24 protein-coding genes are annotated in these 25,109 nt (G+C 52.5%); 13 read left to right on the top strand and 11 right to left on the bottom strand.

The genetic code is table 11. The features are described from left to right. Nucleotides 1-8 precede the first annotated feature (8 nt). The 9 genes from atpD to phoU all read left to right on the top strand — a co-directional run bounded on the left by atpD (nt 9) and on the right by phoU (nt 10,950). The gene (gene atpD / locus AL515_RS01440; RefSeq protein WP_003023806.1) at nt 9-1,391 is read left to right on the top strand and encodes a F0F1 ATP synthase subunit beta; all 1,383 of its coding nucleotides are present in this window, start codon (nt 9-11) and stop codon (nt 1,389-1,391) included. Between the two features lie 20 nt (nt 1,392-1,411). After that, a complete protein-coding gene (locus AL515_RS01435; protein ID WP_005121460.1) occupies nt 1,412-1,831 on the top strand; it encodes a F0F1 ATP synthase subunit epsilon in 420 nt (139 codons plus the stop codon). A 646-nt stretch (nt 1,832-2,477) separates the two neighbouring features. Continuing rightward, nucleotides 2,478-3,848: a bifunctional UDP-N-acetylglucosamine diphosphorylase/glucosamine-1-phosphate N-acetyltransferase GlmU gene (gene glmU, locus AL515_RS01430; protein ID WP_048213785.1), complete on the top strand. Its 1,371-nt coding sequence runs from the start codon at nt 2,478-2,480 to the stop codon at nt 3,846-3,848. Between the two features lie 225 nt (nt 3,849-4,073). Then, nucleotides 4,074-5,903: a glutamine--fructose-6-phosphate transaminase (isomerizing) gene (gene glmS / locus AL515_RS01425; RefSeq protein ID WP_061066898.1), complete on the top strand. Its 1,830-nt coding sequence runs from the start codon at nt 4,074-4,076 to the stop codon at nt 5,901-5,903. Between the two features lie 334 nt (nt 5,904-6,237). Next, nucleotides 6,238-7,278 (top strand): phosphate ABC transporter substrate-binding protein PstS, encoded by a 1,041-nt coding sequence (gene pstS / locus AL515_RS01420; protein ID WP_048213783.1) that lies wholly within the window; start codon nt 6,238-6,240, stop codon nt 7,276-7,278. Between the two features lie 262 nt (nt 7,279-7,540). Continuing rightward, on the top strand, nt 7,541-8,500 hold the full coding sequence (pstC, locus tag AL515_RS01415; protein WP_048213782.1) for a phosphate ABC transporter permease PstC: 960 nt from the start codon (nt 7,541-7,543) through the stop codon (nt 8,498-8,500). Then, nucleotides 8,500-9,390, top strand: a complete 891-nt coding sequence (gene pstA, locus AL515_RS01410) for a phosphate ABC transporter permease PstA (RefSeq protein ID WP_048213781.1) — start codon at nt 8,500-8,502, stop codon at nt 9,388-9,390. Before pstC ends, pstA begins: the two co-directional genes overlap by 1 nt. Before the next feature lie 46 nt (nt 9,391-9,436). Beyond that, complete coding sequence (pstB, locus tag AL515_RS01405; protein ID WP_003023821.1) at nt 9,437-10,210, top strand: phosphate ABC transporter ATP-binding protein PstB; 774 nt, start codon at nt 9,437-9,439, stop codon at nt 10,208-10,210. A 14-nt stretch (nt 10,211-10,224) separates the two neighbouring features. After that, on the top strand, nt 10,225-10,950 hold the full coding sequence (gene phoU, locus AL515_RS01400; protein WP_003023824.1) for a phosphate signaling complex protein PhoU: 726 nt from the start codon (nt 10,225-10,227) through the stop codon (nt 10,948-10,950). Between the two features lie 83 nt (nt 10,951-11,033). Here the strand turns inward: phoU and yieH are convergent, their stop codons facing one another. Then, on the bottom strand, nt 11,034-11,699 hold the full coding sequence (yieH, locus tag AL515_RS01395; protein ID WP_061066897.1) for a 6-phosphogluconate phosphatase: 666 nt from the start codon (nt 11,697-11,699) through the stop codon (nt 11,034-11,036). 166 nt (nt 11,700-11,865) lie between these two features. Between yieH and adeP the strand changes: the two genes are divergently transcribed. Beyond that, nucleotides 11,866-13,203 carry an adenine permease AdeP gene (adeP, locus tag AL515_RS01390; protein WP_048213779.1) on the top strand — a complete coding sequence of 446 codons (1,338 nt, stop codon included), beginning with the start codon at nt 11,866-11,868 and terminating at the stop codon, nt 13,201-13,203. A 53-nt stretch (nt 13,204-13,256) separates the two neighbouring features. On the opposite strand, the gene AL515_RS01385 is transcribed toward adeP, so the two are convergent. From AL515_RS01385 to AL515_RS24040, 10 genes are all read right to left on the bottom strand, one after another. Then, nucleotides 13,257-13,823, bottom strand: a complete 567-nt coding sequence (locus tag AL515_RS01385; RefSeq protein WP_003827046.1) for an NADPH-dependent FMN reductase — start codon at nt 13,821-13,823, stop codon at nt 13,257-13,259. 30 nt (nt 13,824-13,853) lie between these two features. After that, the gene (locus tag AL515_RS01380) at nt 13,854-14,600 is read right to left on the bottom strand and encodes a 4'-phosphopantetheinyl transferase family protein (RefSeq protein WP_048213777.1); all 747 of its coding nucleotides are present in this window, start codon (nt 14,598-14,600) and stop codon (nt 13,854-13,856) included. Between the two features lie 166 nt (nt 14,601-14,766). After that, nucleotides 14,767-15,726 (bottom strand): HTH-type transcriptional regulator YidZ, encoded by a 960-nt coding sequence (gene yidZ, locus AL515_RS01375; RefSeq protein ID WP_061066896.1) that lies wholly within the window; start codon nt 15,724-15,726, stop codon nt 14,767-14,769. Beyond that, nucleotides 15,695-16,876: an MFS transporter gene (locus AL515_RS01370; RefSeq protein WP_061066895.1), complete on the bottom strand. Its 1,182-nt coding sequence runs from the start codon at nt 16,874-16,876 to the stop codon at nt 15,695-15,697. The genes yidZ and AL515_RS01370 overlap by 32 nt, the downstream gene beginning before the upstream one ends. A gap of 182 nt (nt 16,877-17,058) precedes the next feature. Continuing rightward, nucleotides 17,059-18,423 (bottom strand): tRNA uridine-5-carboxymethylaminomethyl(34) synthesis GTPase MnmE, encoded by a 1,365-nt coding sequence (gene mnmE, locus AL515_RS01365; protein WP_061066894.1) that lies wholly within the window; start codon nt 18,421-18,423, stop codon nt 17,059-17,061. 105 nt (nt 18,424-18,528) lie between these two features. Further along, a complete protein-coding gene (gene yidC / locus AL515_RS01360; RefSeq protein WP_048213774.1) occupies nt 18,529-20,175 on the bottom strand; it encodes a membrane protein insertase YidC in 1,647 nt (548 codons plus the stop codon). Nucleotides 20,176-20,177: 2 nt separating this feature from the next. Beyond that, nucleotides 20,178-20,435 (bottom strand): membrane protein insertion efficiency factor YidD, encoded by a 258-nt coding sequence (yidD, locus tag AL515_RS01355; protein WP_003023846.1) that lies wholly within the window; start codon nt 20,433-20,435, stop codon nt 20,178-20,180. After that, nucleotides 20,399-20,758 carry a ribonuclease P protein component gene (gene rnpA, locus AL515_RS01350; RefSeq protein WP_003844432.1) on the bottom strand — a complete coding sequence of 120 codons (360 nt, stop codon included), beginning with the start codon at nt 20,756-20,758 and terminating at the stop codon, nt 20,399-20,401. The genes yidD and rnpA overlap by 37 nt, the downstream gene beginning before the upstream one ends. 17 nt (nt 20,759-20,775) lie before the next feature. Next, entirely contained in the window at nt 20,776-20,916 is a 141-nt protein-coding gene (gene rpmH, locus AL515_RS01345; protein ID WP_003023858.1) for a 50S ribosomal protein L34, read from the bottom strand. A gap of 228 nt (nt 20,917-21,144) precedes the next feature. After that, nucleotides 21,145-21,225: a hypothetical protein gene (locus AL515_RS24040; RefSeq protein ID WP_418221920.1), complete on the bottom strand. Its 81-nt coding sequence runs from the start codon at nt 21,223-21,225 to the stop codon at nt 21,145-21,147. Nucleotides 21,226-21,522: 297 nt separating this feature from the next. Here AL515_RS24040 and dnaA point away from each other — a divergent pair, with 297 nt between their 5' ends. Genes dnaA through recF form a run of 3 tightly spaced genes read left to right on the top strand, consistent with a single transcriptional unit; the run spans nt 21,523 to nt 25,104 of the window. Next, a complete protein-coding gene (gene dnaA, locus AL515_RS01340; RefSeq protein WP_061066893.1) occupies nt 21,523-22,926 on the top strand; it encodes a chromosomal replication initiator protein DnaA in 1,404 nt (467 codons plus the stop codon). Nucleotides 22,927-22,930: 4 nt separating this feature from the next. Next, nucleotides 22,931-24,031 (top strand): DNA polymerase III subunit beta, encoded by a 1,101-nt coding sequence (gene dnaN / locus AL515_RS01335; RefSeq protein ID WP_005121477.1) that lies wholly within the window; start codon nt 22,931-22,933, stop codon nt 24,029-24,031. Beyond that, the gene (recF, locus tag AL515_RS01330) at nt 24,031-25,104 is read left to right on the top strand and encodes a DNA replication/repair protein RecF (RefSeq protein ID WP_003023865.1); all 1,074 of its coding nucleotides are present in this window, start codon (nt 24,031-24,033) and stop codon (nt 25,102-25,104) included. Before dnaN ends, recF begins: the two co-directional genes overlap by 1 nt. The last annotated feature ends 5 nt before the right edge of the window (nt 25,105-25,109 follow it).

Here is a 25,109-nt window from a genome sequence, read left to right as displayed (position 1 = left end):
GATTCAAGATGGCTACTGGAAAAATTGTCCAGGTAATCGGCGCCGTGGTTGACGTCGAATTCCCTCAGGATGCCGTACCGCGCGTGTACGATGCTCTTGAGGTTATGAATGGTAAAGAGAGCCTGGTGCTGGAAGTTCAGCAGCAGCTCGGCGGCGGTATCGTGCGTACCATCGCCATGGGTTCTTCTGACGGTCTGCGTCGTGGTCTGGAAGTTAAAGACCTCGAGCACCCGATCGAAGTCCCGGTAGGTAAAGCAACGCTGGGTCGTATCATGAACGTTCTGGGTCACCCGATCGACATGAAAGGCGATATCGGTGAAGAAGAGCGTTGGGCTATCCACCGTGCGGCACCATCCTACGAAGAGCTGTCCAGCTCTCAGGAACTGCTGGAAACCGGTATCAAAGTTATCGACCTGATGTGTCCGTTCGCTAAGGGCGGTAAAGTTGGTCTGTTCGGTGGTGCGGGTGTAGGTAAAACCGTAAACATGATGGAGCTGATCCGTAACATCGCGATCGAACACTCCGGTTACTCCGTGTTTGCGGGCGTAGGTGAACGTACTCGTGAGGGTAACGACTTCTACCACGAAATGACCGACTCCAACGTTCTGGACAAAGTATCCCTGGTATATGGCCAGATGAACGAGCCGCCGGGAAACCGTCTGCGCGTTGCGCTGACCGGTCTGACTATGGCTGAGAAATTCCGTGACGAAGGTCGTGACGTACTGCTGTTCGTCGATAACATCTATCGTTATACCCTGGCCGGTACGGAAGTATCCGCACTGCTGGGTCGTATGCCATCAGCGGTAGGTTACCAGCCGACCCTGGCGGAAGAGATGGGTGTTCTGCAGGAACGTATCACTTCTACCAAAACCGGTTCTATCACCTCCGTTCAGGCGGTATACGTACCTGCGGATGACTTGACTGACCCATCCCCAGCAACCACCTTTGCTCACTTAGATGCAACCGTGGTACTGAGCCGTCAGATCGCATCTCTGGGTATCTACCCGGCAGTTGACCCGCTGGACTCCACCAGCCGTCAGCTGGATCCGCTGGTTGTTGGTCAGGAACACTACGACACCGCGCGTGGCGTACAGTCCCTGCTGCAGCGTTATCAGGAACTGAAAGACATCATCGCCATCCTGGGTATGGATGAACTGTCTGAAGAAGATAAACTGGTGGTAGCACGTGCGCGTAAAATTCAGCGCTTCCTGTCCCAGCCGTTCTTCGTTGCGGAAGTATTCACCGGTTCTCCGGGCAAATACGTTTCCCTGAAAGACACCATCCGTGGCTTTAAAGGCATCATGGAAGGCGAATACGACCACCTGCCAGAGCAGGCGTTCTACATGGTTGGTTCTATCGACGAAGCCGTAGAAAAAGCCAAAAAACTTTAACGCCTTAATCGGAGGGTGATATGGCAATGACTTACCACCTGGACGTCGTCAGCGCAGAGCAACAAATGTTCTCTGGTCTGGTCGAAAAAATCCAGGTAACGGGTAGTGAAGGTGAACTGGGTATTTTCCCGGGTCACGCACCGCTACTCACCGCCATTAAGCCTGGTATGATCCGCATCGTTAAACAGTTCGGTCATGAAGAGTTTATCTATCTGTCCGGCGGCATTCTTGAAGTGCAGCCTGGCAACGTGACCGTACTGGCTGATACCGCGATTCGCGGGCAGGATCTCGATGAAGCGAGAGCCCTGGAAGCGAAACGTAAGGCTGAAGAGCATATTAAGAGCTCTCATGGTGACGTGGATTACGCTCAGGCATCTGCGGAACTGGCCAAAGCGATCGCGAAACTGCGCGTTATCGAGTTGACCAAAAAAGCGATGTAACACCGGCTTGAAAAGCACAAAAGCCAGTCTGGTTTCCAGGCTGGCTTTTTTTGTTTTGTTGCATAAACATTTAAAGTGAAATCTGTTTTGTGATTTAGATCAAAAAAGTTGATTGGTTAAAAAATGCGGCGTAGACTCTTTTTATGTGATGAATATCACATAATGAACTCAAATAAAAAGAGATGCCAACATGAAATTACTCAATAAAATCATCGCCATGTTCAGCAATATGAGCTTTTAGCTTTTACCTGCCCGTCCTGTGGCGCGATGCTTGATATGGTTTATCAGTCAGCGCCACTTGTTGTTATAGATCCTCTCTTCCTCCTCTTCTCCCTCAACTTTTTATTTTCGCGTACGCATTTTCGGTTTCTTACTGAATCACATAAATAAAATCGGGCTTTGCATGTGTAACTCTTTATTCATGCGGTAAAAAAATAGCAAAAACATTAACCTAAGGCTTTAATAAGAGCATGCTCCTGGTTTTTGGGAGACAAAAGGCGCCGATATAGTCGAAAATAGTGAGTTAATAGTTAGGGATTTTCCCCTATTGAACGTTTTATCTTCGGCCCATTTCATGATGAAAAAAATGTAGTATTTTCAATATGAAAGGGTATAAATTCGTTCTCAAATGACAGTCAGGATGTGTATGTTGAATAATGCTATGAGCGTCGTGATCCTTGCCGCAGGCAAAGGTACACGTATGTATTCCGATCTTCCTAAAGTGCTGCACACTCTCGCAGGAAAAGCGATGGTGCAGCATGTTATTGATGCCGCTAATGAATTAGGCGCAACTCATGTACACCTGGTCTACGGGCACGGTGGTGATTTGCTTCAGCAGACGTTGAAAGATGGCAATCTGAACTGGGTTCTGCAGGCAGAGCAGTTGGGAACCGGTCATGCTATGCAGCAGGCTGCACCGTTCTTTGGTGATGACGAAGACATTTTAATGCTCTATGGCGATGTGCCGTTAATCTCCACTGAAACGTTACGCCGCCTGCGCGATGCTAAACCTCAGGGGGGTATTGGCTTATTAACCGTAAAACTGGACGACCCAACCGGCTATGGGCGCATTACGCGTGATAACGGCAGCGTTACTGGCATCGTTGAGCATAAAGATGCGACCGACGAGCAACGCAAGATCCAGGAAATTAACACCGGCATCCTGATTGCCAATGGCGCTGATATGAAGCGCTGGTTATCTAAACTGACCAACAACAACGTGCAGGGTGAATATTACATCACCGATATCATTGCGATGGCGTACCAGGAAGGTCGTGAAATTGCTGCGGTACATCCGGCACGTATTAGCGAAACCGAAGGGGTGAACAACCGACTTCAGTTATCCCGTCTTGAACGTGTCTATCAGTCCGAACAAGCAGAGAAACTGCTGTTAGCTGGCGTTATGTTACGCGATCCAGCACGTTTTGATCTTCGCGGTTCGCTTATTCACGGGCGCGATGTTGAAATTGATACTAACGTTATCATTGAAGGTAACGTAACCCTTGGCGATCGCGTCAAGATTGGTACTGGCTGCATTATCAAAAATAGCGTAATTGGCGATGGCTGTGAGCTTAGCCCGTACAGCGTGGTGGAAGATGCCCATCTGGAAGCGGCCTGTACTATCGGGCCTTTTGCGCGTCTGCGTCCGGGCGCTGAGCTGCAGGAAGGCGCACACGTGGGTAACTTCGTCGAAATGAAAAAAGCGCGTCTGGGTAAAGGTTCTAAAGCCGGTCATCTGACCTATCTGGGCGATGCTGAAATTGGCGATAACGTGAACATCGGCGCGGGTACGATTACCTGCAATTACGATGGTGCTAATAAATTTAAAACCATTATTGGTGATGATGTGTTTGTGGGTTCGGATACTCAACTGGTGGCGCCTGTCACCGTGGGTAAAGGCGCGACGATCGCCGCTGGAACCACAGTGACGCGTAATATCGCTGATAACGAACTGGTATTAAGCCGTGTACCGCAGGTCCATAAACAAGGTTGGCAGCGCCCGGTGAAGAAAAAGTAAGTGATTTTTGCCGGATGGCGGCCTACGTGCGATGACGTTCTGTAGGCCTGATAAGCGTGAGTGCCATCAGGCAGACAAGAGATGAGGGGATAACATAATCCTCCGCTCAACAAGCAGTACCTATAAAAATAACCCCACTCTCTACAAGGCTCGGGGCGCCCGGAAAGGGCAAATACAGGTCAGCGACAACGACAGGCATAATGCCTAAATTCGGAATCAAAAAATATGTGTGGAATTGTTGGCGCTATCGCGCAGCGTGATGTAGCTGAAATCCTTCTCGAAGGTTTACGTCGTCTGGAATATCGTGGTTATGACTCAGCCGGTCTGGCTGTTGTTGATGCTGAAGGTAACATGACCCGTCTGCGTCGTCTGGGTAAAGTGCAGATGCTGACTGCTGCTGCGGAAGAACATCCGTTACACGGTGGTACGGGTATCGCTCACACCCGCTGGGCAACACACGGCGAACCTTCAGAAGCAAACGCGCATCCGCATGTTTCTGAGCACATTGTGGTGGTGCATAACGGCATCATCGAAAACCATGAACCGCTGCGTGAAATGTTGAAAGCGCGTGGTTACATCTTTGTGTCTGAAACGGACACCGAAGTGATCGCTCACCTGGTGCATTGGGAGTTGGAACAGGGCGGTACACTGCGTGAAGCGGTATTGCGTACTATTCCGCAGCTGCGCGGTGCCTACGGCACAGTGATCATGGATACCCGTAATCCAGAAACTCTGCTGGCGGCGCGTTCTGGTAGCCCGCTGGTTATCGGTCTGGGCATGGGTGAAAACTTTATCGCTTCCGACCAGCTGGCTCTGCTGCCGGTAACCCGTCGCTTTATCTTCCTGGAAGAGGGCGATATCGCCGAGGTAACGCGTCGTTCAGTCTCTATTTTTGACAAGACTGGCGCGGAAGTTAAACGTCAGGATATTGAATCTAATCTGCAATACGACGCGGGCGAAAAAGGTATTTATCGCCACTACATGCAGAAAGAGATCTATGAGCAACCGAACGCGATAAAAAATACGCTGACCGGGCGTATCAGTCATGGCGAAGTGGATTTAAGTGAGCTTGGCCCTAATGCCAATGCGTTGCTGTCTCAGGTCGAGCATATCCAGATTATTGCCTGCGGCACGTCATACAACTCAGGCATGGTATCCCGCTACTGGTTTGAGTCGCTGGCCGGCATTCCTTGTGATGTGGAAATTGCTTCTGAGTTCCGTTATCGCAAATCCGCTGTGCGTCGTAACAGTTTGATGATTACCCTGTCTCAGTCCGGTGAAACGGCGGATACCCTGGCGGGTCTGCGCTTATCTAAAGAGCTGGGCTATCTGGGGTCGCTGGCAATCTGTAACGTTCCAGGCTCTTCTCTGGTACGTGAATCTGACCTGGCGATGATGACCAATGCCGGGACCGAAATCGGCGTGGCCTCCACGAAAGCATTTACCACCCAACTGACTGTTCTGCTAATGCTGGTGGCGAAGCTGGCTCGTCTGAAAGGTCTGGATGCGACTATTGAACAAGAGATTGTTCACGGGTTACAGGCGCTGCCGAGCCGTATTGAGCAGATGCTGTCACAGGACAAGCGTATTGCCGCACTGGCGGAAGACTTCTCTGACAAACACCATGCACTGTTCCTTGGTCGTGGCGATCAGTACCCCATTGCGCTGGAAGGCGCCCTGAAGCTGAAAGAGATTTCTTATATTCACGCAGAAGCGTATGCCGCTGGTGAGCTGAAGCACGGTCCGCTGGCGCTGATTGACGCGGATATGCCGGTTATCGTGGTTGCACCGAACAACGAGTTGCTGGAAAAACTGAAATCCAACATTGAAGAAGTGCGTGCCCGTGGCGGCCAGTTGTACGTCTTCGCCGATCAGGATGCAGGATTTATCAGTAATGAAAATATGCATATCATCGAGATGCCGCATGTGGAAGAGGTGATTGCACCGATCTTCTATACCGTTCCGCTGCAACTGCTGGCGTATCATGTGGCGCTGATTAAAGGTACTGACGTGGACCAGCCGCGTAACCTGGCGAAGTCGGTTACCGTGGAATAAGCGATACCTCGCTGAACTGAAAATGCCCTGCTCAAAGCGGGGCATTTTTTTAAACGCGTTCTGTTTTTAATCAATTATCCCGCCTGTTTTATGTGACAAACCGTCATCTTCAGCTACTGTTTTCAGTGTCATAAAAAGAAAATTTTGCCGAAATATGATTGTCATATAATCTATTAACTTGCTGTTTTTATACAATTTTTAATTGTTCTTGGCGCATTATTTTTCATTGTCATAAAACTGTCATATTTCGTACATTTAACTGTCACCTGTTTGTCCTATTTTGCTCACAGTAGCAACTCAAACAACAATTTACGAAAACCGTGCAGGAGACATTATGAAAGTTATGCGTACCACTGTCGCAACTGTTGTCGCCGCGACCTTATCTATGAGCGCGTTCTCTGCCTTTGCTGCAGCGAGCCTGACAGGTGCTGGTGCAACTTTTCCTGCGCCAGTGTATGCCAAATGGGCTGATACTTATCAGAAAGAGACCGGTAGCAAAGTAAACTACCAGGGTATCGGCTCCTCCGGTGGTGTAAAACAAATTACCGCAAATACCGTTGATTTCGGTGCATCTGATGCGCCGTTATCTGACGAGAAGCTGGCTCAGGAAGGTCTGTTCCAGTTCCCGACAGTGATCGGCGGTGTGGTGCTGGCGGTGAATATCCCTGGCCTGAAGTCCGGAGAGCTGGTGCTTGACGGTAAAACTCTGGGCGATATCTACCTCGGCAAAATTAAGAAGTGGGATGATGAAGCCATCACCAAACTGAACCCGGGTCTGAAGCTGCCTTCTCAGAACATTGCCGTTGTGCGTCGTGCAGATGGTTCCGGTACCTCCTTCGTCTTCACCAGCTACCTGGCGAAAGTGAACGAAGAGTGGAAATCTAAAATTGGCGCAGGCTCTACTGTGAACTGGCCGACCGGTCTGGGCGGTAAAGGTAACGACGGTATCGCTGCGTTCGTCCAGCGTCTGCCAGGCTCTATCGGCTACGTTGAGTACGCTTATGCTAAGCAGAACAACCTGGCATACACCAAACTGGTTACTGCTGATGGTAAGCCGGTAAGCCCGACAGAAGAAAACTTTGCTAATGCAGCTAAAGGCGCTGACTGGAGCAAAACCTTCGCTCAGGATCTGACTAACCAGAAAGGTGACAATGCGTGGCCAATCACTTCCACCACCTTCATCCTGGTTCACAAAGAGCAGAAGAAGCCTGAGCAGGGCGTTGAAGTGCTGAAGTTCTTTGACTGGGCGTACAAAAATGGCGGCAAACAGGCCAACGACCTGGATTACGCCAGCCTGCCGGACAGCGTGGTTGAGCAGATTCGTGCTGCATGGAAGACCAACGTGAAAGACAGCAGCGGTAAAGCGCTGTACTAAATACCCGTCATACTTCGAGCCGCAGCTGTGTTGGCTGCGCTTGTTCACTCCAGTTACATAGTAAATCTATGCTCCTGGGGATGAATGAGGGACATCCTTGTCCCTCACCGAAGGCAGCCTCCGGCTGTTCAAATTCGTTCCTGACGAATTTGTCACAAGCTTGCCGCCTTGCTGCAACTCGAATTATTTAGGGTATGGCATTACGTTAGCTGGGAAGCACGATAAAATGCGCGCTTCCTGGCCCAAACTTAAAGAGTGATTTATGGCTGCAACCAAGCCTGCTTTTAACCCACCGGGTAAAAAGGGTGACATGATCTTCAGCGCGCTGGTAAAACTGGCTGCGCTGATTGTGCTATTGATGTTGGGTGGCATTATTGTCTCTCTGATCATCTCCTCCTGGCCAAGCATCCAGAAATTTGGTTTCTCATTCCTTTGGACCAAAGACTGGGATGCGCCAAATGATATCTACGGCGCACTGGTACCGATTTACGGTACGCTGGTCACCTCACTTATCGCACTGCTGATCGCCGTTCCGGTGAGTTTCGGCATTGCTTTGTTCCTGACGGAACTTGCACCTGGCTGGCTGAGACGTCCGCTGGGTATCGCTATTGAACTGCTGGCGGCGATCCCGAGTATCGTTTACGGCATGTGGGGCCTGTTTATCTTTGCCCCGCTGTTTGCGACGTATTTCCAGGAGCCGGTCGGTAATATTCTTTCCAACATTCCGTTTGTTGGCGCACTGTTTGCTGGCCCGGCATTTGGTATCGGTATTCTGGCTGCTGGCGTGATCCTCGCCATCATGATCATCCCGTACATTGCGGCAGTTATGCGTGATGTGTTCGAACAAACGCCGGTACTGATGAAAGAGTCAGCCTACGGTATTGGCTGTACTACCTGGGAAGTTATCTGGCGTATCGTTCTGCCGTTCACTAAAAATGGTGTCATTGGCGGCGTAATGCTGGGTCTGGGTCGCGCGCTGGGTGAAACCATGGCGGTGACCTTTATCATCGGTAACACCTACCAACTCGACAGCGCATCGCTGTATATGCCGGGCAACAGTATCACCTCTGCGCTGGCGAACGAATTTGCTGAAGCGGAATCGGGTTTGCATGTTGCTGCACTTATGGAACTGGGTCTGATTCTGTTTGTGATCACCTTCATCGTACTGGCTGCGTCTAAGTTCATGATCATGCGCCTTGCGAAAAATGAGGGGGCACGCTAATGGCTACGCTGGAAATGCAAAACACCACCGCACTGGCAGAATCACGCCGTAAAATGCAGGCGCGTCGCCGTCTGAAGAACCGCATCGCGCTGACGCTCTCAATGGCGACCATGGCATTTGGTCTGTTCTGGCTTATCTGGATCCTGATGTCCACGATTACCCGCGGTATTGACGGTATGTCGCTGGCGCTGTTCACCGAAATGACGCCGCCGCCGAATACGGCAGGTGGTGGTCTGGCGAACGCCCTGGCCGGTAGCGGTCTGTTGATTCTGTGGGCGACCGTGTTTGGTACCCCGCTCGGCATTATGGCGGGTATCTACCTGGCTGAGTATGGGCGTAAGTCTTGGCTGGCTGAGGTCATCCGTTTTATCAACGACATTCTGCTTTCTGCACCATCCATCGTGGTCGGTCTGTTCGTTTACACCATCGTGGTAGCAAAAATGGAGCACTTCTCAGGCTGGGCGGGCGTGATCGCGCTGGCGCTGCTGCAGGTACCTATCGTTATTCGTACCACTGAGAACATGCTCAAACTGGTTCCGGATAGCCTGCGTGAAGCCGCCTATGCGCTGGGTACGCCGAAGTGGAAGATGATTTCTGCAATCACCCTGAAGGCGTCTGTATCGGGCATTATTACCGGTATTCTGCTGGCAATTGCACGTATTGCAGGTGAAACGGCTCCGCTGCTGTTTACGTCGCTCTCCAACCAGTTCTGGAGCACTGACATGATGCAGCCTATAGCCAACCTGCCGGTCACGATCTTTAAGTTTGCGATGAGCCCGTTTGCTGAGTGGCAGCAACTGGCCTGGGCCGGGGTACTGATTATTACCCTGTGCGTACTGCTGCTGAACATTCTGGCGCGCGTCATTTTCGCGAAGAAGAAACACGGTTAATTTTTACGGCGTGGCTGATGCGGCGCCGGATGAGGAAAAGATTGAAATGAGTATGGTTGATACTGCCCCGGGTAAAATTCAGGTTCGTGATTTGAACTTCTACTATGGCAAATTCCATGCCCTGAAGAACATCAACCTGGATATCGCGAAAAACCAGGTCACGGCGTTTATCGGGCCTTCTGGCTGTGGTAAATCGACGCTGCTGCGTACCTTCAACAAAATGTTTGAACTGTACCCGGAGCAGCGTGCGGAAGGTGAAATCCTGCTGGATGGTGACAATATTCTCACCAACACCCAGGACATCGCGCTGCTGCGTGCCAAAGTCGGCATGGTGTTCCAGAAGCCAACGCCGTTCCCAATGTCTATCTACGACAACATCGCGTTTGGCGTACGTTTGTTTGAGAAACTCTCGCGTGCGGATATGGACGAACGTGTGCAGTGGGCATTGACCAAGGCCGCACTGTGGAATGAAACCAAAGATAAATTACACCAGAGCGGGTACTCTCTCTCCGGTGGTCAGCAGCAGCGTCTGTGTATTGCGCGTGGTATCGCCATTCGCCCGGAAGTGCTACTGCTTGATGAGCCATGTTCAGCGCTCGACCCGATTTCTACCGGGCGTATTGAAGAGCTGATCACTGAGCTGAAAGAAGATTACACCGTTGTTATCGTTACCCACAACATGCAACAGGCAGCGCGTTGTTCCGATCACACGGCATTTATGTACCTGGGCGAGTTGATTGAGTTCAGCAACACGGACGATCTGTTCACCAAGCCCGCGAAGAAACAAACTGAAGACTACATCACCGGTCGTTACGGCTGATTCAGGAGCTTGTTGTGGATAACCTTAACCTTAATAAACATATTTCCGGCCAGTTCAATGCAGAGCTGGAAAGCATCCGTACCCAGGTGATGACCATGGGTGGCATGGTAGAGCAGCAGCTTTCTGATGCGATTACCGCCATGCATAATCAGGACAGCGAACTGGCGAAGCGCGTCATTGAAGGCGATAAAAACGTCAACATGATGGAAGTGGCGATCGATGAAGCCTGCGTGCGTATCATCGCCAAGCGTCAACCTACCGCCAGCGACCTGCGTCTGGTGATGGCGATTATCAAAACTATCGCTGAGCTGGAGCGTATTGGTGATGTGGCGGACAAAATTTGCCGCACCGCGCTGGAGAAGTTCTCGCAACAGCACCAGCCGTTGCTGGTAAGTCTGGAGTCGCTGGGTCGTCACACCGTGCAGATGCTGCATGACGTGTTGGATGCGTTTGCGCGTATGGATCTCGACGAAGCGGTACGTATTTATCGCGAAGATAAGAAAGTCGACCAGGAATATGAAGGCATTGTGCGCCAGCTGATGACCTACATGATGGAAGACCCGCGTACCATTCCAAGCGTGCTGACTGCGCTGTTCTGCGCACGTTCTATCGAGCGTATCGGTGACCGCTGCCAGAATATCTGCGAATACATCTTCTACTTCGTGAAGGGGCAGGATTTCCGTCACGTGGGCGGCGATGAACTGGATAAGCTGCTGGCGGGCAAAGATCCTAAAGAGTGAAAAAACGTAGAAAGTAGGCCGGATAAGCGTTAGCGCTATCCGGCAATTGCCCGGTGGCGCAAGCTTACCGGGCCTACAAAAAATTACCGGGTAATATCCCAACCCCGCGCCTTCCACAATTCCGGCAACTGTGCCAGATCGGTAAAGGTCGTGACTTTTGGATGATCGATCGGTTTGTTATGCGGATCGGCGCAGAAGTAGAACACTTCCATCCCGGCGGCAATTCCCGCCTGCGCGCCTGCGCTGGAATCATCAACCAGAATGCAGTTCTCAACGTTAACGTCCATTGCTTTTGCCGCATGGAACATCAGGGCCGGATCGGGCTTCCAGCGTTGGATATCGTAGCCGCTGAACAGTAAATCAGGAAAATGGTGCAGCATGCCCAGCTTACCCAGCGAATGCTGCATTTTGCTGACCGGACCGTTTGAGACCACGCACATTGGCACTGTCATGCTGTCCAGCAGAGCATTTGCCCCAGCGATAACCTCCAGTTCCGAGTCGAACAGGCGTGCGACCTCTGCGCGGTAAACGGGCTCTAAATCGGCTTTCGCCAGCGTAACGCCGTGCTCTTCGTTGATGATATCGATGATTTCGTAGAGTTTTACGCCTTTAAAGCGTTTAAACACCTCTTCGAGATCGAGTTTGATACCAAACTCCTGGAACATGGCGACATACGCCCGGGAACAGATCACTTCACTATCGACCAGCGTACCGTCGCAGTCAAAAAATACCGCTTCTATCTGGGACATGCCTTCCTCTTATCGCTAGTTTAACGTTTACGTCATGCTTATTTACGCCACGCAATCGTTGCCGTATAAGCAAAATCAATGAAAAAAGTTGCTCATAACCCAACCCTATTGTCGCATTTTGGTATAGGATAGCGACGAATTTTCCCTCCTTGTTCGGAAATTGATAATGAGTCAACAACACACAACCCAGGCTTCTGGCCAGGGGATGCTGGAACGCGTGTTCAAACTGCGCGAGCATGGCACAACGGCACGGACCGAAGTGATCGCCGGTTTAACCACCTTCCTGACGATGGTGTATATCGTTTTTGTTAACCCGCAAATTCTTGGCGTGGCTGGCATGGATACCAGCGCCGTCTTTGTTACCACCTGCCTTATTGCTGCATTTGGTAGCATCCTGATGGGGCTTTTTGCCAATCTGCCGGTTGCGCTGGCACCTGCTATGGGCCTGAACGCATTCTTCGCTTTCGTGGTCGTTGGCGCGATGGGCCTGTCATGGCAGATAGGTATGGGCGCAATCTTCTGGGGTGCGATAGGTCTGCTGCTGCTGACCATTTTCCGCGTACGTTACTGGATGATTGCCAATATCCCGGTGAGCCTGCGCGTGGGGATCACCAGCGGTATCGGTCTGTTCATCGGTATGATGGGGCTGAAAAACGCCGGCGTTATCGTCGCCAACAAAGACACGCTGGTATCTATCGGCAACCTGACGTCCCACAGCGTACTGCTCGGCATTCTGGGCTTCTTTATCATCGCGATTCTGGCGTCACGTAATATTCATGCGGCGGTGCTGATCTCTATCATCGTGACCACGCTGCTGGGTTGGATGCTGGGTGATGTCCATTACAGCGGGATCGTCTCCGCGCCGCCGAGCGTGATGTCGGTTATCGGGCATGTTGACCTGGCCGGTTCGTTTAACATTGGCCTTGCGGGCGTGATTTTCTCGTTCATGCTGGTGAACCTGTTTGACTCCTCCGGTACCCTGATTGGCGTGACGGATAAAGCCGGTCTGGCAGACGCGAAGGGCAAGTTCCCACGCATGAAGCAGGCGCTGTTTGTCGATAGCGTGTCGTCTGTTACCGGCGCGTTTATCGGTACCTCTTCCGTTACCGCCTATATTGAGTCTTCTTCCGGGGTTTCTGTTGGTGGGCGTACCGGCCTGACCGCGGTCGTTGTCGGTCTGTTGTTCCTGCTGGTTATCTTCCTGTCGCCGTTGGCGGGAATGGTGCCGGGATATGCCGCCGCAGGTGCGCTGATTTACGTTGGCGTCCTGATGACATCAAGCCTGTCGCGCGTGAAGTGGGATGACCTGACTGAAGCGGTTCCAGCGTTTATTACCGCCGTGATGATGCCGTTTAGCTTCTCGATCACCGAAGGTATTGCGCTGGGCTTTATCTCTTACTGCGTGATGAAAATCGGTACCGGACGTTTCCGCGATCTCAGCCCGTGCGTCATCGTTGTCGCGCTGCTGTTTGTACTGAAGATTGTGTTTATCGACGCGCACTAAAATATCGGTCTGGACAACTGCCCGCCAGGCATCGTTGCTGGCGGGTTTTTTCTTTAGGCTTTTACACGTTGAATATAGTCGCCAAATGCGGTCAGCTGACCGGTCAGATGGTCCAGCGTGCTTTGGTCGATCACTTCGCCGGTCTGCGGGTCCACTTTGTTCTGAATCACGCCGCCCATAAATTCCGGCTTGTTCATTACCATCGCGTCGAGGAACACCAGGATTTGACGCAGATGATATTGGCAGCGCGCGCCGCCGATGGCGCCCATGGAGCTGGTCTGGATCAGCACCGGTTTGCCGGATAATGGTTGATCGGGCAGGCGGGACAGCCAGTCGATGGCATTTTTCAGCCCGCCAGGAACAGAATAGTTGTATTCCGGTGTGACGATAACGACGCCGTCAGCCTTCCTGATTTGTTCCGCCAGCGCTTCTACACTTGCCGGAAAACCCTCTTCCTGCTGGAGGTCGGCATCGTACAGAGGAATATCCCCAATCGACGGTAATGCATTCACTTCCATCCCCGCGGGGGCAATTTTTGGCAGCGTACGGGCAACCATTCCATTAAACGAACCCTTGCGCAGGCTCCCCAGTAACGTAACAACATTCAATGTTTCAGACATGGTTACTCCTGTTTCATCATGAAGGTTAAATCAAAGCGTATGGCTCTTTGCTGCGCATAATTGCGAGAACCGGATCAGGCGACCCGTTGGCTCATTGGCGCGTGTCTGGATATCAGGCAAGCTTTTCCAGTCCTGTTTACCATCAAACTCCCAAACGTTGAGTTTTTCAATGGTTGGCGTGACCGCGACCGACCACACCAGCACATCTTCGGCATCGCAAATGGCTTCTATCTGCGTAACGTGAGCACATCTCAGACGGCCCGCACCCGGTAACAGCTGGAGTTCACGTGGATCGTCATTGCACACGTCGCCAGTGAGCTTGAGAACGCTCTGGCGTAACGTTATGAGCTGCGCACGCGCTTCATTGGGGTCGTTTTGATTATTGATCCACAGGTTTTCGTTACTGGAAAAGCGGTAGGAATCTGTGGCATTCGGGGTATGGAACCCGCGAGTCGCTCGCTGAAGCTCCATATCCAGACCGCATGAACCTTCTGTGGTAAGCGCGACGCCGACAATATTCCCAGCATAGGAAATCGAAAAGCCAGGCAGGTTTTTATCGCGAAAAACGGGCTTACCTTTCGCCTCGGTAACAATCTCGGGCAATGTGCTGGTGCCGTAAAGCATAAACATCAGTTCAGCGAGAAGACTTCGGGAGGCCAGAAAGCGTGTTCGGCGGTGAGTGGGTAGATTTCTTACTTCAAAATGACATGGAGTAGGGAGACGAACTGAAACCAGGTGTCCCTCCGTAAGAATCCCTCTGGCAAAATGTGTCGCCATTTTTCGCTCCGTGATTAATGGTCCGTGATTATTATCAGAGTAACATTTACGCGGCTTCCAGGCAGGCTTTACTGCCCAAAAAGTAAACGGAATCGGGATACATTACGCGACATTTACATTTCCAGCGCCAGGGAGGTTAATAAAACAACAATATAGCAAAGGATCTTCATGACATCTCGCGATAGAGTGCCTTGATCGTCTCTTTCAGCCATACGATCTTAGGATTGTGGCTGTTGCGTTTATGCCAAAGTAGGGTGAACGGGACGCGCATTTTTTCCAGTTGCGCTGCATCAAAAGGCATTGGACGTGCCACGAGCGGAAGCTGGTGGAGTTGATTGTAACGCTGACAATAGACCGGGGCGGTGGCTATCAATGCGTGATCGGGCTGCGCGGCCATAAACAGCGACTGCTCAAAGCCTGGCAGACACAATGCGATGTTACGCGCACGCCCCATCTCCTGAAGCACATCGTCCAGCGCCCAGGTGTCGCTCTGCTCCCAGCTAATGCTGATATGGGGATAGCGCAGGAATGTTTCCAGATTCCACTCTTCCTGCAATGCCGGGTGGTCTTCACGCAACCAGACGCAGGGGAGATCGGAAAACAGGACCTCGTGGTCGATCGATAACGGTAGCAGACTCAGCAATTCACGCGAGCGCGGGTGACTTTCACGTCCGGTAAAGCCGATATCCACCTCGCCACGGATAATGGCATCCAGCGAATCGTAATCCCAGTTGCGCACTTTGATCGTTGCCTGTGGATAACGGTGGTAGATCTGTTGGGAGAGTGCGTTAAACATGATCATCACCAGCGGCGTTTCAGCCACTAAATCAAACTTCAGCCCACGTGGTGCTTCATGGTGTGGCTTATCGAGCAATTGATTGCCCATCTGCATCCACTCCGCCAGGCTCTGTTCCATGTTGAGCATCAGCGGCGTTGGCGTTAGCCCCAGCGGGGTGTTAACAAACAGTGGATCGTCAAACCAGGCTCTCAGCTTCGACAGCGATTTGCTGACCGCCGACGGCGTGACGTTCATCCGTTTGGCGGTTTTAGTGACGCTGCGTTCCTGCATCAGGAGCTGCAGGCAGAGCAGTAAATTAAGATCGAGACTGCTGAGGGATTTCTTCATGAGTTGGTGTGGGCCGGTTTGGTGCAACAGTGATAATCAGCATGATACTCACTATGCTACAGCCAATCAGAATCCCGATCAGCATATTCAGTGCGTCGAGACCGAGGATGGCAGCCAACCAAATCCATAGAGATGAACCGCAAACCTGGGCAATGCCTAATGCCGAGCTGGCGACGCCAGCGCGCAGCGAGAACGGCCCCAGCGCCTGGCTCATGGCAACGCCGAAACCGACCGAGAATCCGGCGCAGATTAAGGTTAACCCGAACAACGTTACCGCGTGCGTACTGGCAAGGATTAACACGATGCCCGCAGCCAGGAACAAGACCTGTGAAGTCAGCATCAGGATGCGGGGTTTAAAAATACTCAGTGCGAATGGCGTAGAGAAAGAGACCGCCATACTGATGCCTGCGGTCATGGCCATGGTAGTGGCGTACTCGCCGCGGTCGAAGCCCAACACTTCCATCAGCAGCACCGGAGACGTATTCACGAAGGTCAGGATCACCGACACGCTGAGGGTGGTAATGGCCAGACGGCTTAAGAAAAAACGGTTTACCAGCGACTCTGCGCGATGATCGCTCTGCGTAGAGGTCGAGAGCGTCGCTGGGCGCGATTCTCGCAGGATAAACACCGACAGCAGGCAAACGACCACGCCCATGCCCATCATCGTGTAGAACAGGCTCTGCCACGGGTATTTGAGCATAATCAGGTGCCCCATCACCGGCGCCAGCACCGGTACGATACAGGTGATACCGTTCAACAGCGACAGTACCTTCGCCCGGCGGCGATCGTCGAGCGTATCGCGCAGGATGGCGAAAGCCACCACGTAGCAACAGCCGGCGCCTACGCCCTGAATAAAGCGGCCTGCGAGAAACGGGGTGCCGCTTTCGGCGAACGAACACAGCGAGGAGGCGACAATAAAAATGAGGGCACCGACAATGGCGACCGGTTTACGACCCGACTGGTCAGCAATTTTTCCGGCGAACAACATTGCTGTCGCCATCCCTGCCAGGTAGACCGAAAACGCGATATGCAACTGCGCCTCGCTGGCCTGTAAATCGGCAGCAATACGGGGCAATCCCACCAGATACATATCAATACCGGCGGGATAGAGGAGAACCAGGGCAAAACTGCAGATTAGAAAGCGTGTCATAGCGACCTCATGAGGAAAGTGGCGCTAAGAATACGGGGAGAGGGTTGCCTGTGCGAGTTGCCATTTGGACAACAGTGATTTCCGCATGGGAAATTGTTGTTGCCGGATGGCGGTGTAAACGCCTTATCCGGCCTACGGGGCCTGTAGTCCCGGTAAGCATCGCGCCACCGGGCAATACAACATTATTTGCCAATACAGAAGCTGGAGAAAATCCGTCCCAGCAGATCGTCGGAGGTAAATTCCCCGGTGATCTCACTGAGGTTCTGCTGCGCCAGGCGTAGCTCCTCAGCCAGCAATTCTCCGGCCCATGCTCCGAGCAGTTGGGCTTTGCCCTGCTCAAGATGCTCCGCCGCTTCTGCCAGCGCCTGCAGGTGACGGCGACGCGCCAGGAAGCCACCTTCCATATTGGTTTCAAAGCCCATGCTCTGTTTGAGATGGTTACGCAGTACGTCAACACCTTCACCGGTACGTGCGGAGAGACGAACCAGTGAGTGGCCATTTACTTCGCTAAGGCCCAGCGTCTCACCGGTAATATCCGCTTTGTTACGTACCACGGTAATTGGCAGTTTGGCTGGCAGACGGGCAATAAAGTCTGGCCAGATGTCAGCCGGGTCCACGGCGTCGGTGGTGGTGCCATCCACCATAAACAGCACACGGTCGGCTTGTTCGATTTCCTGCCAGGCACGTTCGATACCAATGCGTTCAACTTCATCGCTGGCATCGCGCAAACCGGCAGTATCGATGATGTGCAGCGGCATACCGTCGATATGAATATGCTCACGCAGCACGTCGCGAGTCGTCCCCGCAATATCGGTCACAATAGCCGCCTCACGGCCAGCCAGCGCGTTCAGCAGGCTCGATTTCCCGGCGTTAGGGCGACCGGCAATGACTACCTTCATCCCTTCGCGCAGCAGGCTGCCCTGACGCGCTTCGGCACGAACGGCATCAAGATCGCTGATAACGCTATTGAGCTGGGCTTCAATCTTGCCGTCAGACAGGAAGTCGATTTCTTCATCCGGGAAATCAATCGCCGCTTCGACATAGATGCGCAGGTGAGTGAGCGCTTCCACAAGATGATTTACCCGTGTGGAAAATGCGCCCTGCAACGAATTCAGCGCCGAGCGAGCGGCTTGCTCCGAGCTGGCATCGATCAGGTCGGCAATCGCCTCTGCCTGGGCTAAATCGAGCTTATCATTGAGAAAAGCTCGCTCGGAGAATTCACCCGGTCTGGCAATGCGCAGCCCGGGAATGGTCAGAATACGTTTGAGCAGCAGGTCAAGAATCACCGGACCTCCGTGGCCCTGAAGCTCTAAAACGTCTTCGCCGGTAAAGGAGTTCGGGCCGGGGAACCACAGGGCAATCCCCTGATCCAGCGTGCTGCCATCCGCGTCTTTAAACGGCAGATAATCGGCGTAACGCGGTTTGGGTAGTTTCCCCAGTACGGTTTCTGCGACCTCACGCGCCTTCAGGCCGGAGATACGCAGGATACCCACGCCACCACGTCCCGGTGGGGTGGCCTGAGCGACGATGGTGTCGTTATGGCTCATGGTTTGTCTCTTCTTAATGCAATAAAAAAGGCGGTCTAATGACCGCCCTTTACTTTATGTTCCGTTTGCCGGATGGCGGCTTCGCCTAATCCGGCCTACACCGAATCAGGAGTTTTTCTTCTCGCGGCTATGCAGGCCACGCTTCTCCAGACCACGGTAAATCAGCTGCTGCTGAATAATGGTTACCAGGTTGCTGACGATATAGTACAGCACCAGACCTGACGGGAACCACAGGAAGAACACGGTGAAGATGACCGGCATAAAGGTCATGATCTTCTGCTGCATCGGGTCGGTTACGGTGGTCGGAGACATCTTCTGAATGAAGAACATCGTCACGCCCATCAGGATCGGCAGGATGTAGTACGGGTCCTGTGCGGACAGGTCATGGATCCACAGCGCGAACGGCGCATGACGCAGCTCAATGGAGCCCATCAGCATGTAGTACAACGCCAGGAAGATTGGCATCTGGATGATCAGCGGGAAGCAGCCGCCCAGCGGGTTAACCTTCTCAGCTTTGTACAGGGCCATCATTTCCTGGCTCTGACGCTGTTTGTCATCACCCAGACGCTCACGCATTGCCTGAATCTTCGGCTGCAGCATACGCATCTTCGCCATGGAGGTGTACTGCGCTTTGGTCAGCGGGTACATGATGCCACGAACGATAAAGGTGATAACGATGATGGAGAAGCCCCAGTTACCCAGGAAGCTATGGATCCATTTCAGCAGTTTGAACAGCGGCTGAGAGATGAACCACAACCAGCCGTAATCCACGGTCAGATCCAGGTGCGGTGCAACGGCCGCCATTTTATCCTGAATTTCCGGGCCGACCCACAGGGTGCTGGTCATCGCGCCAGTCTGACCAGGCTGTACCAATACCGGCTGTGATTTATAGCCGATAGCGGCAATGCCGTTACCCAGGTTAGCGGTATAGAAGTTGTTGGTGCCGTCGTTACGCGGAACCCATGCCGTGGCGAAATACTGTTGCAGCATTGCAACCCAACCGTCTTTAGCATTGACGTTCAGGTTTTCGTTGTCAGCAATGGTGTCGAATTTGTATTTCTCATACTTCTCATCTGGCGTGGAGTACGCCGCGCCGCGGAAGGTGTGCAGCGCAAAGTTGCTGCTTCCGGTATCGCGATGAGATGGCAGATTGATGGATTGCTTCAGCTGACCAAAGGTGGAGACTTCCAGCGGTTTTTCGCCGGCGTTCTGCACGCTGTAGTTAACGTTGACAGCATATTCACCACGCTTGAGTACAAACGTTTTAGTGAATGTGTTACCCGCTGCGTCAGTATAGGTCATCGGGATCTGCAGTTCGTTCTGACCGTCAGCCAGTACAAATGCGTCTTTTTCGACGTTGTACAGCGGACGCGGGCCGTTAGCCGGGTTATCCGGGCCGTCACGACCTGTCAGGCCACTTTGTGCCTGGTAGATGAACTGTGGCGTGGTTTCCAGTAACTGGAACGGTTCGGTAGAACCCAGTTCTTTCGGGTAAGCTGGCAGTGAAGCCTGTTCCACATCACCACCACGGGTGTTGATGGTCAGATCAAGCACGTCAGTTTTAACCGTAATCAGTTTCCCCTGGCCACTGGCCGGTACGCCCTGGTCTGCGGCGCTACCCGCTGCGGTGGTCGTTGTCTGCGTGGTCTGTTGGGCCTGAGGTTGCGGATTTTTATCCTGCTCCCAGGCTTGCCAGATCATGAAAGACACGAACAGCAAAGCGATGACTAAAAGATTGCGTTGCGAATCCATCGTTAGTGTTCTCTGGTATCAAATGGTCCGGGCGGGACGGGATCGTCACCACCAGGGTGTAAAGGGTGGCATTTTAATACGCGTTTCACCGTCAACCAACTGCCTTTTATCACTCCAAACCTGCGCAATGCCTCAATTCCGTAGCTCGAACAGGTTGGAGTGAAACGGCAATGCGGCCCAAGCAGCGGACTGATCAGGCGTTGATAGACCCGAATGAGGGCTATCAGGACCCGCGAGCCAGGCGACAATGGCGACGCCATAATTTTTCCAACGCTTCCGAGAGAGCACGGTTATCGAGGTCAGCAACCCCTTTTTTCGCCACCACCACGAAATCCATTGCTGGAAGCTCGTGCTGACGTAAACGGAAGCTTTCACGCGTCAGACGTTTAATCCGATTACGTTCATGCGCACGTTTAACATTTTTCTTGGCGACGGTAAGACCGATACGGGGATGCCCCAGCGAATTCAGGCGGCCGAGGATGGTGATTTGCGGCGTGCCAGCCCGTTGTGGCTGCTGGAAGACGAATGTGAAATGAGTGGGAGTTAACAAACGTAACTCCCTGGGAAATGCGAGCTTAACCACTCAGGGGCTAGCTTTTATTACTTAGAAACGGTCAGACGAGAACGGCCTTTAGCACGACGACGTGCCAGAACCTGACGACCATTTTTATTTGCCATACGAGCACGGAAGCCGTGAGAACGGTTGCGCTTCAGTACAGACGGTTGAAAAGTGCGTTTCATGGCGATTTCTACCTAAACTTGAATAAATTCACTGACTTTTGCGTATACCCGAACGAATTTCGAACGACTTACGCCACAGTGTGGGTGATTAAAGAGGCCGGATTGTAATAATTGTACACTCCGGAGTCAATTCTCTTTCCTTATATCCCGTTTTTTTTCACGTGGTTTTGTGTAAAAAACAGGCAGCGTTGACGCCGTAAGGCGACCGTTACTCGCTGGGGGTAAGAATTATACGGGCTGGTGGATAAAGCGCAAGGATCGCACGGGATCTTTATTAGATCGTTTAAGCAGTAAAGCATCTTTACTCATTAATTTTTTCAATATGCGCGCGAAAACCTGCAGCACTTCTCCAGGATCGTTTACACTTAGCCGATTCTGGATCATCCTGTGGATAAATCGGGAAGAATCTGTGAGAAACAGAAGATCTCTTTCTCAGTTTACGCTATGATCCGCGGTCCCGATCGTTTCAATGGATCCTGATCGGGTAAAAATTGCAGATAGCAATTCGCACGTCACCCTTTGCATAGGGTCTTGTCGATGTGCGTCAACAATCATGAATGTTTCAGCCTTTGTCATTTATCGACTTTTGTTCGAGTGGAGTCCGCCGTGTCACTTTCGCTTTGGCAGCAGTGTCTTGCCCGATTGCAGGATGAGTTACCAGCCACAGAATTCAGTATGTGGATACGCCCGTTGCAGGCGGAACTGAGCGATAACACGCTGGCTTTGTATGCGCCAAACCGTTTCGTGCTCGATTGGGTAAGGGATAAATACCTTAATAATATTAATGGATTACTCAATAATTTTTGCGGAGCGGATGCCCCACAGCTGCGTTTTGAGGTTGGCACTAAACCCGTTACGCAAACGCTGAAAACGCCGGTCAACAACGTTGTGGCGCCCGCCCACGTGGCTCAGCAAGTGCAACCGCAACGTACCGTACCGGCAGCGCGCCCTGGCTGGGATAACGTCCCGGCTCCGGCTGAACCTACCTATCGCTCTAACGTCAACGTCAAACATACGTTTGATAACTTCGTTGAAGGTAAATCTAACCAACTGGCGCGCGCGGCGGCACGTCAGGTGGCGGACAATCCAGGCGGCGCCTACAATCCGTTATTCCTTTATGGCGGTACGGGTCTGGGTAAAACCCACCTGCTGCACGCTGTCGGTAACGGCATTATGGCGCGTAAGCCGAACGCAAAAGTGGTGTATATGCACTCCGAGCGTTTTGTGCAGGACATGGTTAAAGCCCTGCAAAACAATGCGATCGAAGAGTTTAAACGCTATTACCGTTCCGTTGATGCGCTGCTGATTGACGATATTCAATTCTTTGCTAATAAAGAACGTTCACAGGAAGAATTTTTCCACACCTTTAATGCCCTGCTGGAAGGTAATCAGCAGATCATCCTGACCTCGGATCGCTATCCGAAGGAGATCAACGGCGTTGAAGATCGTCTGAAATCTCGCTTCGGCTGGGGACTGACTGTCGCGATCGAGCCGCCTGAGCTGGAAACACGCGTCGCGATCCTGATGAAAAAGGCTGACGAAAACGACATTCGTCTGCCGGGTGAAGTGGCGTTCTTTATCGCCAAGCGTCTACGCTCTAACGTGCGTGAACTGGAAGGCGCACTGAACCGCGTGATCGCTAACGCCAATTTTACCGGCCGGGCAATTACTATCGATTTCGTGCGTGAAGCGCTGCGCGATTTGCTGGCTTTGCAGGAAAAGCTGGTCACCATCGACAATATTCAAAAGACGGTGGCAGAGTATTACAAAATCAAAATTGCGGATCTGCTTTCTAAGCGTCGATCTCGTTCGGTAGCACGTCCGCGTCAGATGGCGATGGCGCTGGCAAAAGAGCTCACTAACCACAGTCTGCCGGAAATTGGCGATGCGTTTGGTGGGCGCGATCATACTACCGTGCTTCATGCCTGCCGTAAGATTGAGCAGTTGCGTGAAGAAAGCCATGATATTAAAGAAGATTTCTCCAATTTAATCAGAACATTATCTTCGTGACGCTATGAAATTTACCGTTGAACGTGAACATTTATTAAAACCGCTTCAGCAGGTCAGCGGCCCGCTGGGTGGACGTCCTACACTGCCGATCCTCGGAAACCTGCTGCTGCAGGTTGCTGACGGTGCGCTTTCTCTGACCGGTACCGATCTCGAAATGGAGATGGTGGCGCGCGTGGCGCTGATCCAGCCGCATGAACCTGGTGCGACCACCGTTCCGGCGCGTAAATTCTTCGATATTTGCCGCGGGTTGCCGGAAGGCGCAGAAATTGCCGTTCAACTGGAAGGCGACCGTATGCTGGTGCGTTCTGGCCGCAGCCGTTTCTCGCTGTCCACGCTGCCTGCCGCCGACTTCCCGAATCTGGACGACTGGCAGAGCGAAGTCGAATTCACGCTACCGCAGGCGACGATGAAGCGTCTGATTGAAGCCACGCAGTTTTCAATGGCGCATCAGGACGTGCGTTACTATTTAAACGGCATGCTGTTTGAAACCGAAGGGGAAGAGCTGCGTACCGTGGCGACCGACGGTCACCGCCTGGCGGTCTGTTCAATGCCTGTCGGTCAGCCGTTGCCCAGCCATTCGGTGATCGTACCGCGTAAAGGCGTGATTGAACTGATGCGTATGCTCGACGGCGGCGATAACCCGCTGCGCGTGCAGATTGGCAGCAACAACATTCGTGCGCACGTGGGTGATTTCATCTTTACCTCCAAGCTGGTTGACGGTCGTTTCCCGGATTATCGCCGCGTACTGCCGAAGAATCCGGACAAACATCTGGAAGCAGGTTGCGATATCCTCAAACAGGCGTTTGCTCGTGCGGCGATCCTCTCTAACGAGAAATTCCGCGGCGTGCGTCTGTATGTCAGTGAAAACCAGCTGAAAATCACCGCTAATAACCCGGAGCAGGAAGAAGCCGAAGAAATTCTGGATGTCTCCTATCCTGGTACAGAACTGGAAATCGGCTTTAACGTTAGCTACGTACTGGACGTTCTGAACGCGCTGAAGTGCGAGAACGTGCGTATTCTGCTGACCGATTCCGTCTCCAGCGTACAAATTGAAGATGCAGCCAGCCAGAGCGCGGCTTACGTTGTTATGCCAATGAGACTGTAATGTCGCTGACCCGCCTGTTGATCCGCGATTTTCGTAATATCGAAAATGCGGATCTCGCTTTATCTCCCGGCTTTAACTTTCTGGTAGGCGCTAACGGCAGCGGCAAGACCAGCGTGCTGGAAGCTATCTATACGCTCGGCCACGGTCGGGCGTTTCGCAGTTTGCAGATTGGCCGCGTGATTCGCCACGAGCAGGAGTCGTTTGTTTTACACGGGCGTTTGCAGGGTGAAGAACGTGAGACGTCGATTGGCCTGACGAAAGACAAACTGGGTGACAGCAAAGTGCGCATTGACGGCACTGACGGGCACAAGGTCGCGGAACTGGCGCACCTGATGCCGATGCAGCTGATCACGCCCGAGGGGTTTACTTTACTCAATGGCGGCCCCAAATACAGAAGAGCATTCCTTGACTGGGGATGCTTTCACAATGAAGCCGGATTTTTCACCGCCTGGAGTAACCTGAAGCGACTGCTCAAGCAGCGCAATGCAGCGCTGCGCCAGGTAAGTCGTTATGAACAACTCCGCCCGTGGGATAAAGAACTGATCCCACTGGCGGAACAAATCAGCACCTGGCGCGCGGAGTACAGCGCCGGTATCGCGCAGGATATGGCGGATACCTGCCAGCAGTTTCTTCCCGAGTTTTCTCTCTCCTTCTCTTTCCAGCGCGGCTGGGAGAAAGAGACAGATTACGCCGAAGTGCTGGAACGTAGTTTTGAACGCGATCGCATGTTGACCTACACCGCGCACGGTCCGCATAAGGCGGATTTCCGCATTCGCGCCGACGGTGCGCCCGTGGAAGATACGTTGTCGCGTGGGCAGCTAAAGCTGCTGATGTGCGCCTTACGTCTGGCGCAAGGGGAGTTCCTGACCCGTGAAAGCGGGCGGCGCTGCCTGTACCTGATAGATGATTTTGCCTCTGAACTGGATGACGCGCGTCGCGGACTGCTGGCCAGCCGCTTAAAAGCCACGCAATCTCAGGTCTTTGTCAGCGCAATCAGCGCTGAACACGTTATAGACATGTCCGATGAAAATTCGAAGATGTTTACCGTGGAAAAGGGTAAAATAACGGATTAACCCAA

It is taken from the genome of Citrobacter sp. FDAARGOS_156 (assembly GCF_001559235.2).
In the GTDB taxonomy this organism is placed as follows: Bacteria; Pseudomonadota; Gammaproteobacteria; order Enterobacterales; family Enterobacteriaceae; genus Citrobacter; species Citrobacter youngae.
The sequence above is the reverse complement of the archived record's forward strand: the minus strand, read 5'-3'. Positions and strand labels throughout refer to the sequence as shown.

What these genes read in the sequence shown, in the direction of transcription:
- recF (WP_003023865.1), top strand. Translation starts at nt 24,031, where the DNA reads ATGTCGCTGACCCGCCTGTTGATCCGCGATTTTCGTAATATCGAAAAT.
- glmU (WP_048213785.1), top strand. Translation starts at nt 2,478, where the DNA reads ATGTTGAATAATGCTATGAGCGTCGTGATCCTTGCCGCAGGCAAAGGT.
- AL515_RS01380 (WP_048213777.1), bottom strand. Translation starts at nt 14,600, where the DNA reads ATGGCGACACATTTTGCCAGAGGGATTCTTACGGAGGGACACCTGGTT.
- yieH (WP_061066897.1), bottom strand. Translation starts at nt 11,699, where the DNA reads ATGTCCCAGATAGAAGCGGTATTTTTTGACTGCGACGGTACGCTGGTC.
- AL515_RS01370 (WP_061066895.1), bottom strand. Translation starts at nt 16,876, where the DNA reads ATGACACGCTTTCTAATCTGCAGTTTTGCCCTGGTTCTCCTCTATCCC.
- pstA (WP_048213781.1), top strand. Translation starts at nt 8,500, where the DNA reads ATGGCTACGCTGGAAATGCAAAACACCACCGCACTGGCAGAATCACGC.
- AL515_RS24040 (WP_418221920.1), bottom strand. Translation starts at nt 21,225, where the DNA reads ATGAGTAAAGATGCTTTACTGCTTAAACGATCTAATAAAGATCCCGTG.
- AL515_RS01435 (WP_005121460.1), top strand. Translation starts at nt 1,412, where the DNA reads ATGGCAATGACTTACCACCTGGACGTCGTCAGCGCAGAGCAACAAATG.
- mnmE (WP_061066894.1), bottom strand. Translation starts at nt 18,423, where the DNA reads ATGAGCCATAACGACACCATCGTCGCTCAGGCCACCCCACCGGGACGT.
- yidD (WP_003023846.1), bottom strand. Translation starts at nt 20,435, where the DNA reads ATGGCGTCGCCATTGTCGCCTGGCTCGCGGGTCCTGATAGCCCTCATT.
- yidC (WP_048213774.1), bottom strand. Translation starts at nt 20,175, where the DNA reads ATGGATTCGCAACGCAATCTTTTAGTCATCGCTTTGCTGTTCGTGTCT.
- atpD (WP_003023806.1), top strand. Translation starts at nt 9, where the DNA reads ATGGCTACTGGAAAAATTGTCCAGGTAATCGGCGCCGTGGTTGACGTC.
- glmS (WP_061066898.1), top strand. Translation starts at nt 4,074, where the DNA reads ATGTGTGGAATTGTTGGCGCTATCGCGCAGCGTGATGTAGCTGAAATC.
- pstS (WP_048213783.1), top strand. Translation starts at nt 6,238, where the DNA reads ATGAAAGTTATGCGTACCACTGTCGCAACTGTTGTCGCCGCGACCTTA.
- yidZ (WP_061066896.1), bottom strand. Translation starts at nt 15,726, where the DNA reads ATGAAGAAATCCCTCAGCAGTCTCGATCTTAATTTACTGCTCTGCCTG.
- pstB (WP_003023821.1), top strand. Translation starts at nt 9,437, where the DNA reads ATGAGTATGGTTGATACTGCCCCGGGTAAAATTCAGGTTCGTGATTTG.
- AL515_RS01385 (WP_003827046.1), bottom strand. Translation starts at nt 13,823, where the DNA reads ATGTCTGAAACATTGAATGTTGTTACGTTACTGGGGAGCCTGCGCAAG.
- adeP (WP_048213779.1), top strand. Translation starts at nt 11,866, where the DNA reads ATGAGTCAACAACACACAACCCAGGCTTCTGGCCAGGGGATGCTGGAA.
- pstC (WP_048213782.1), top strand. Translation starts at nt 7,541, where the DNA reads ATGGCTGCAACCAAGCCTGCTTTTAACCCACCGGGTAAAAAGGGTGAC.
- dnaN (WP_005121477.1), top strand. Translation starts at nt 22,931, where the DNA reads ATGAAATTTACCGTTGAACGTGAACATTTATTAAAACCGCTTCAGCAG.
- rpmH (WP_003023858.1), bottom strand. Translation starts at nt 20,916, where the DNA reads ATGAAACGCACTTTTCAACCGTCTGTACTGAAGCGCAACCGTTCTCAC.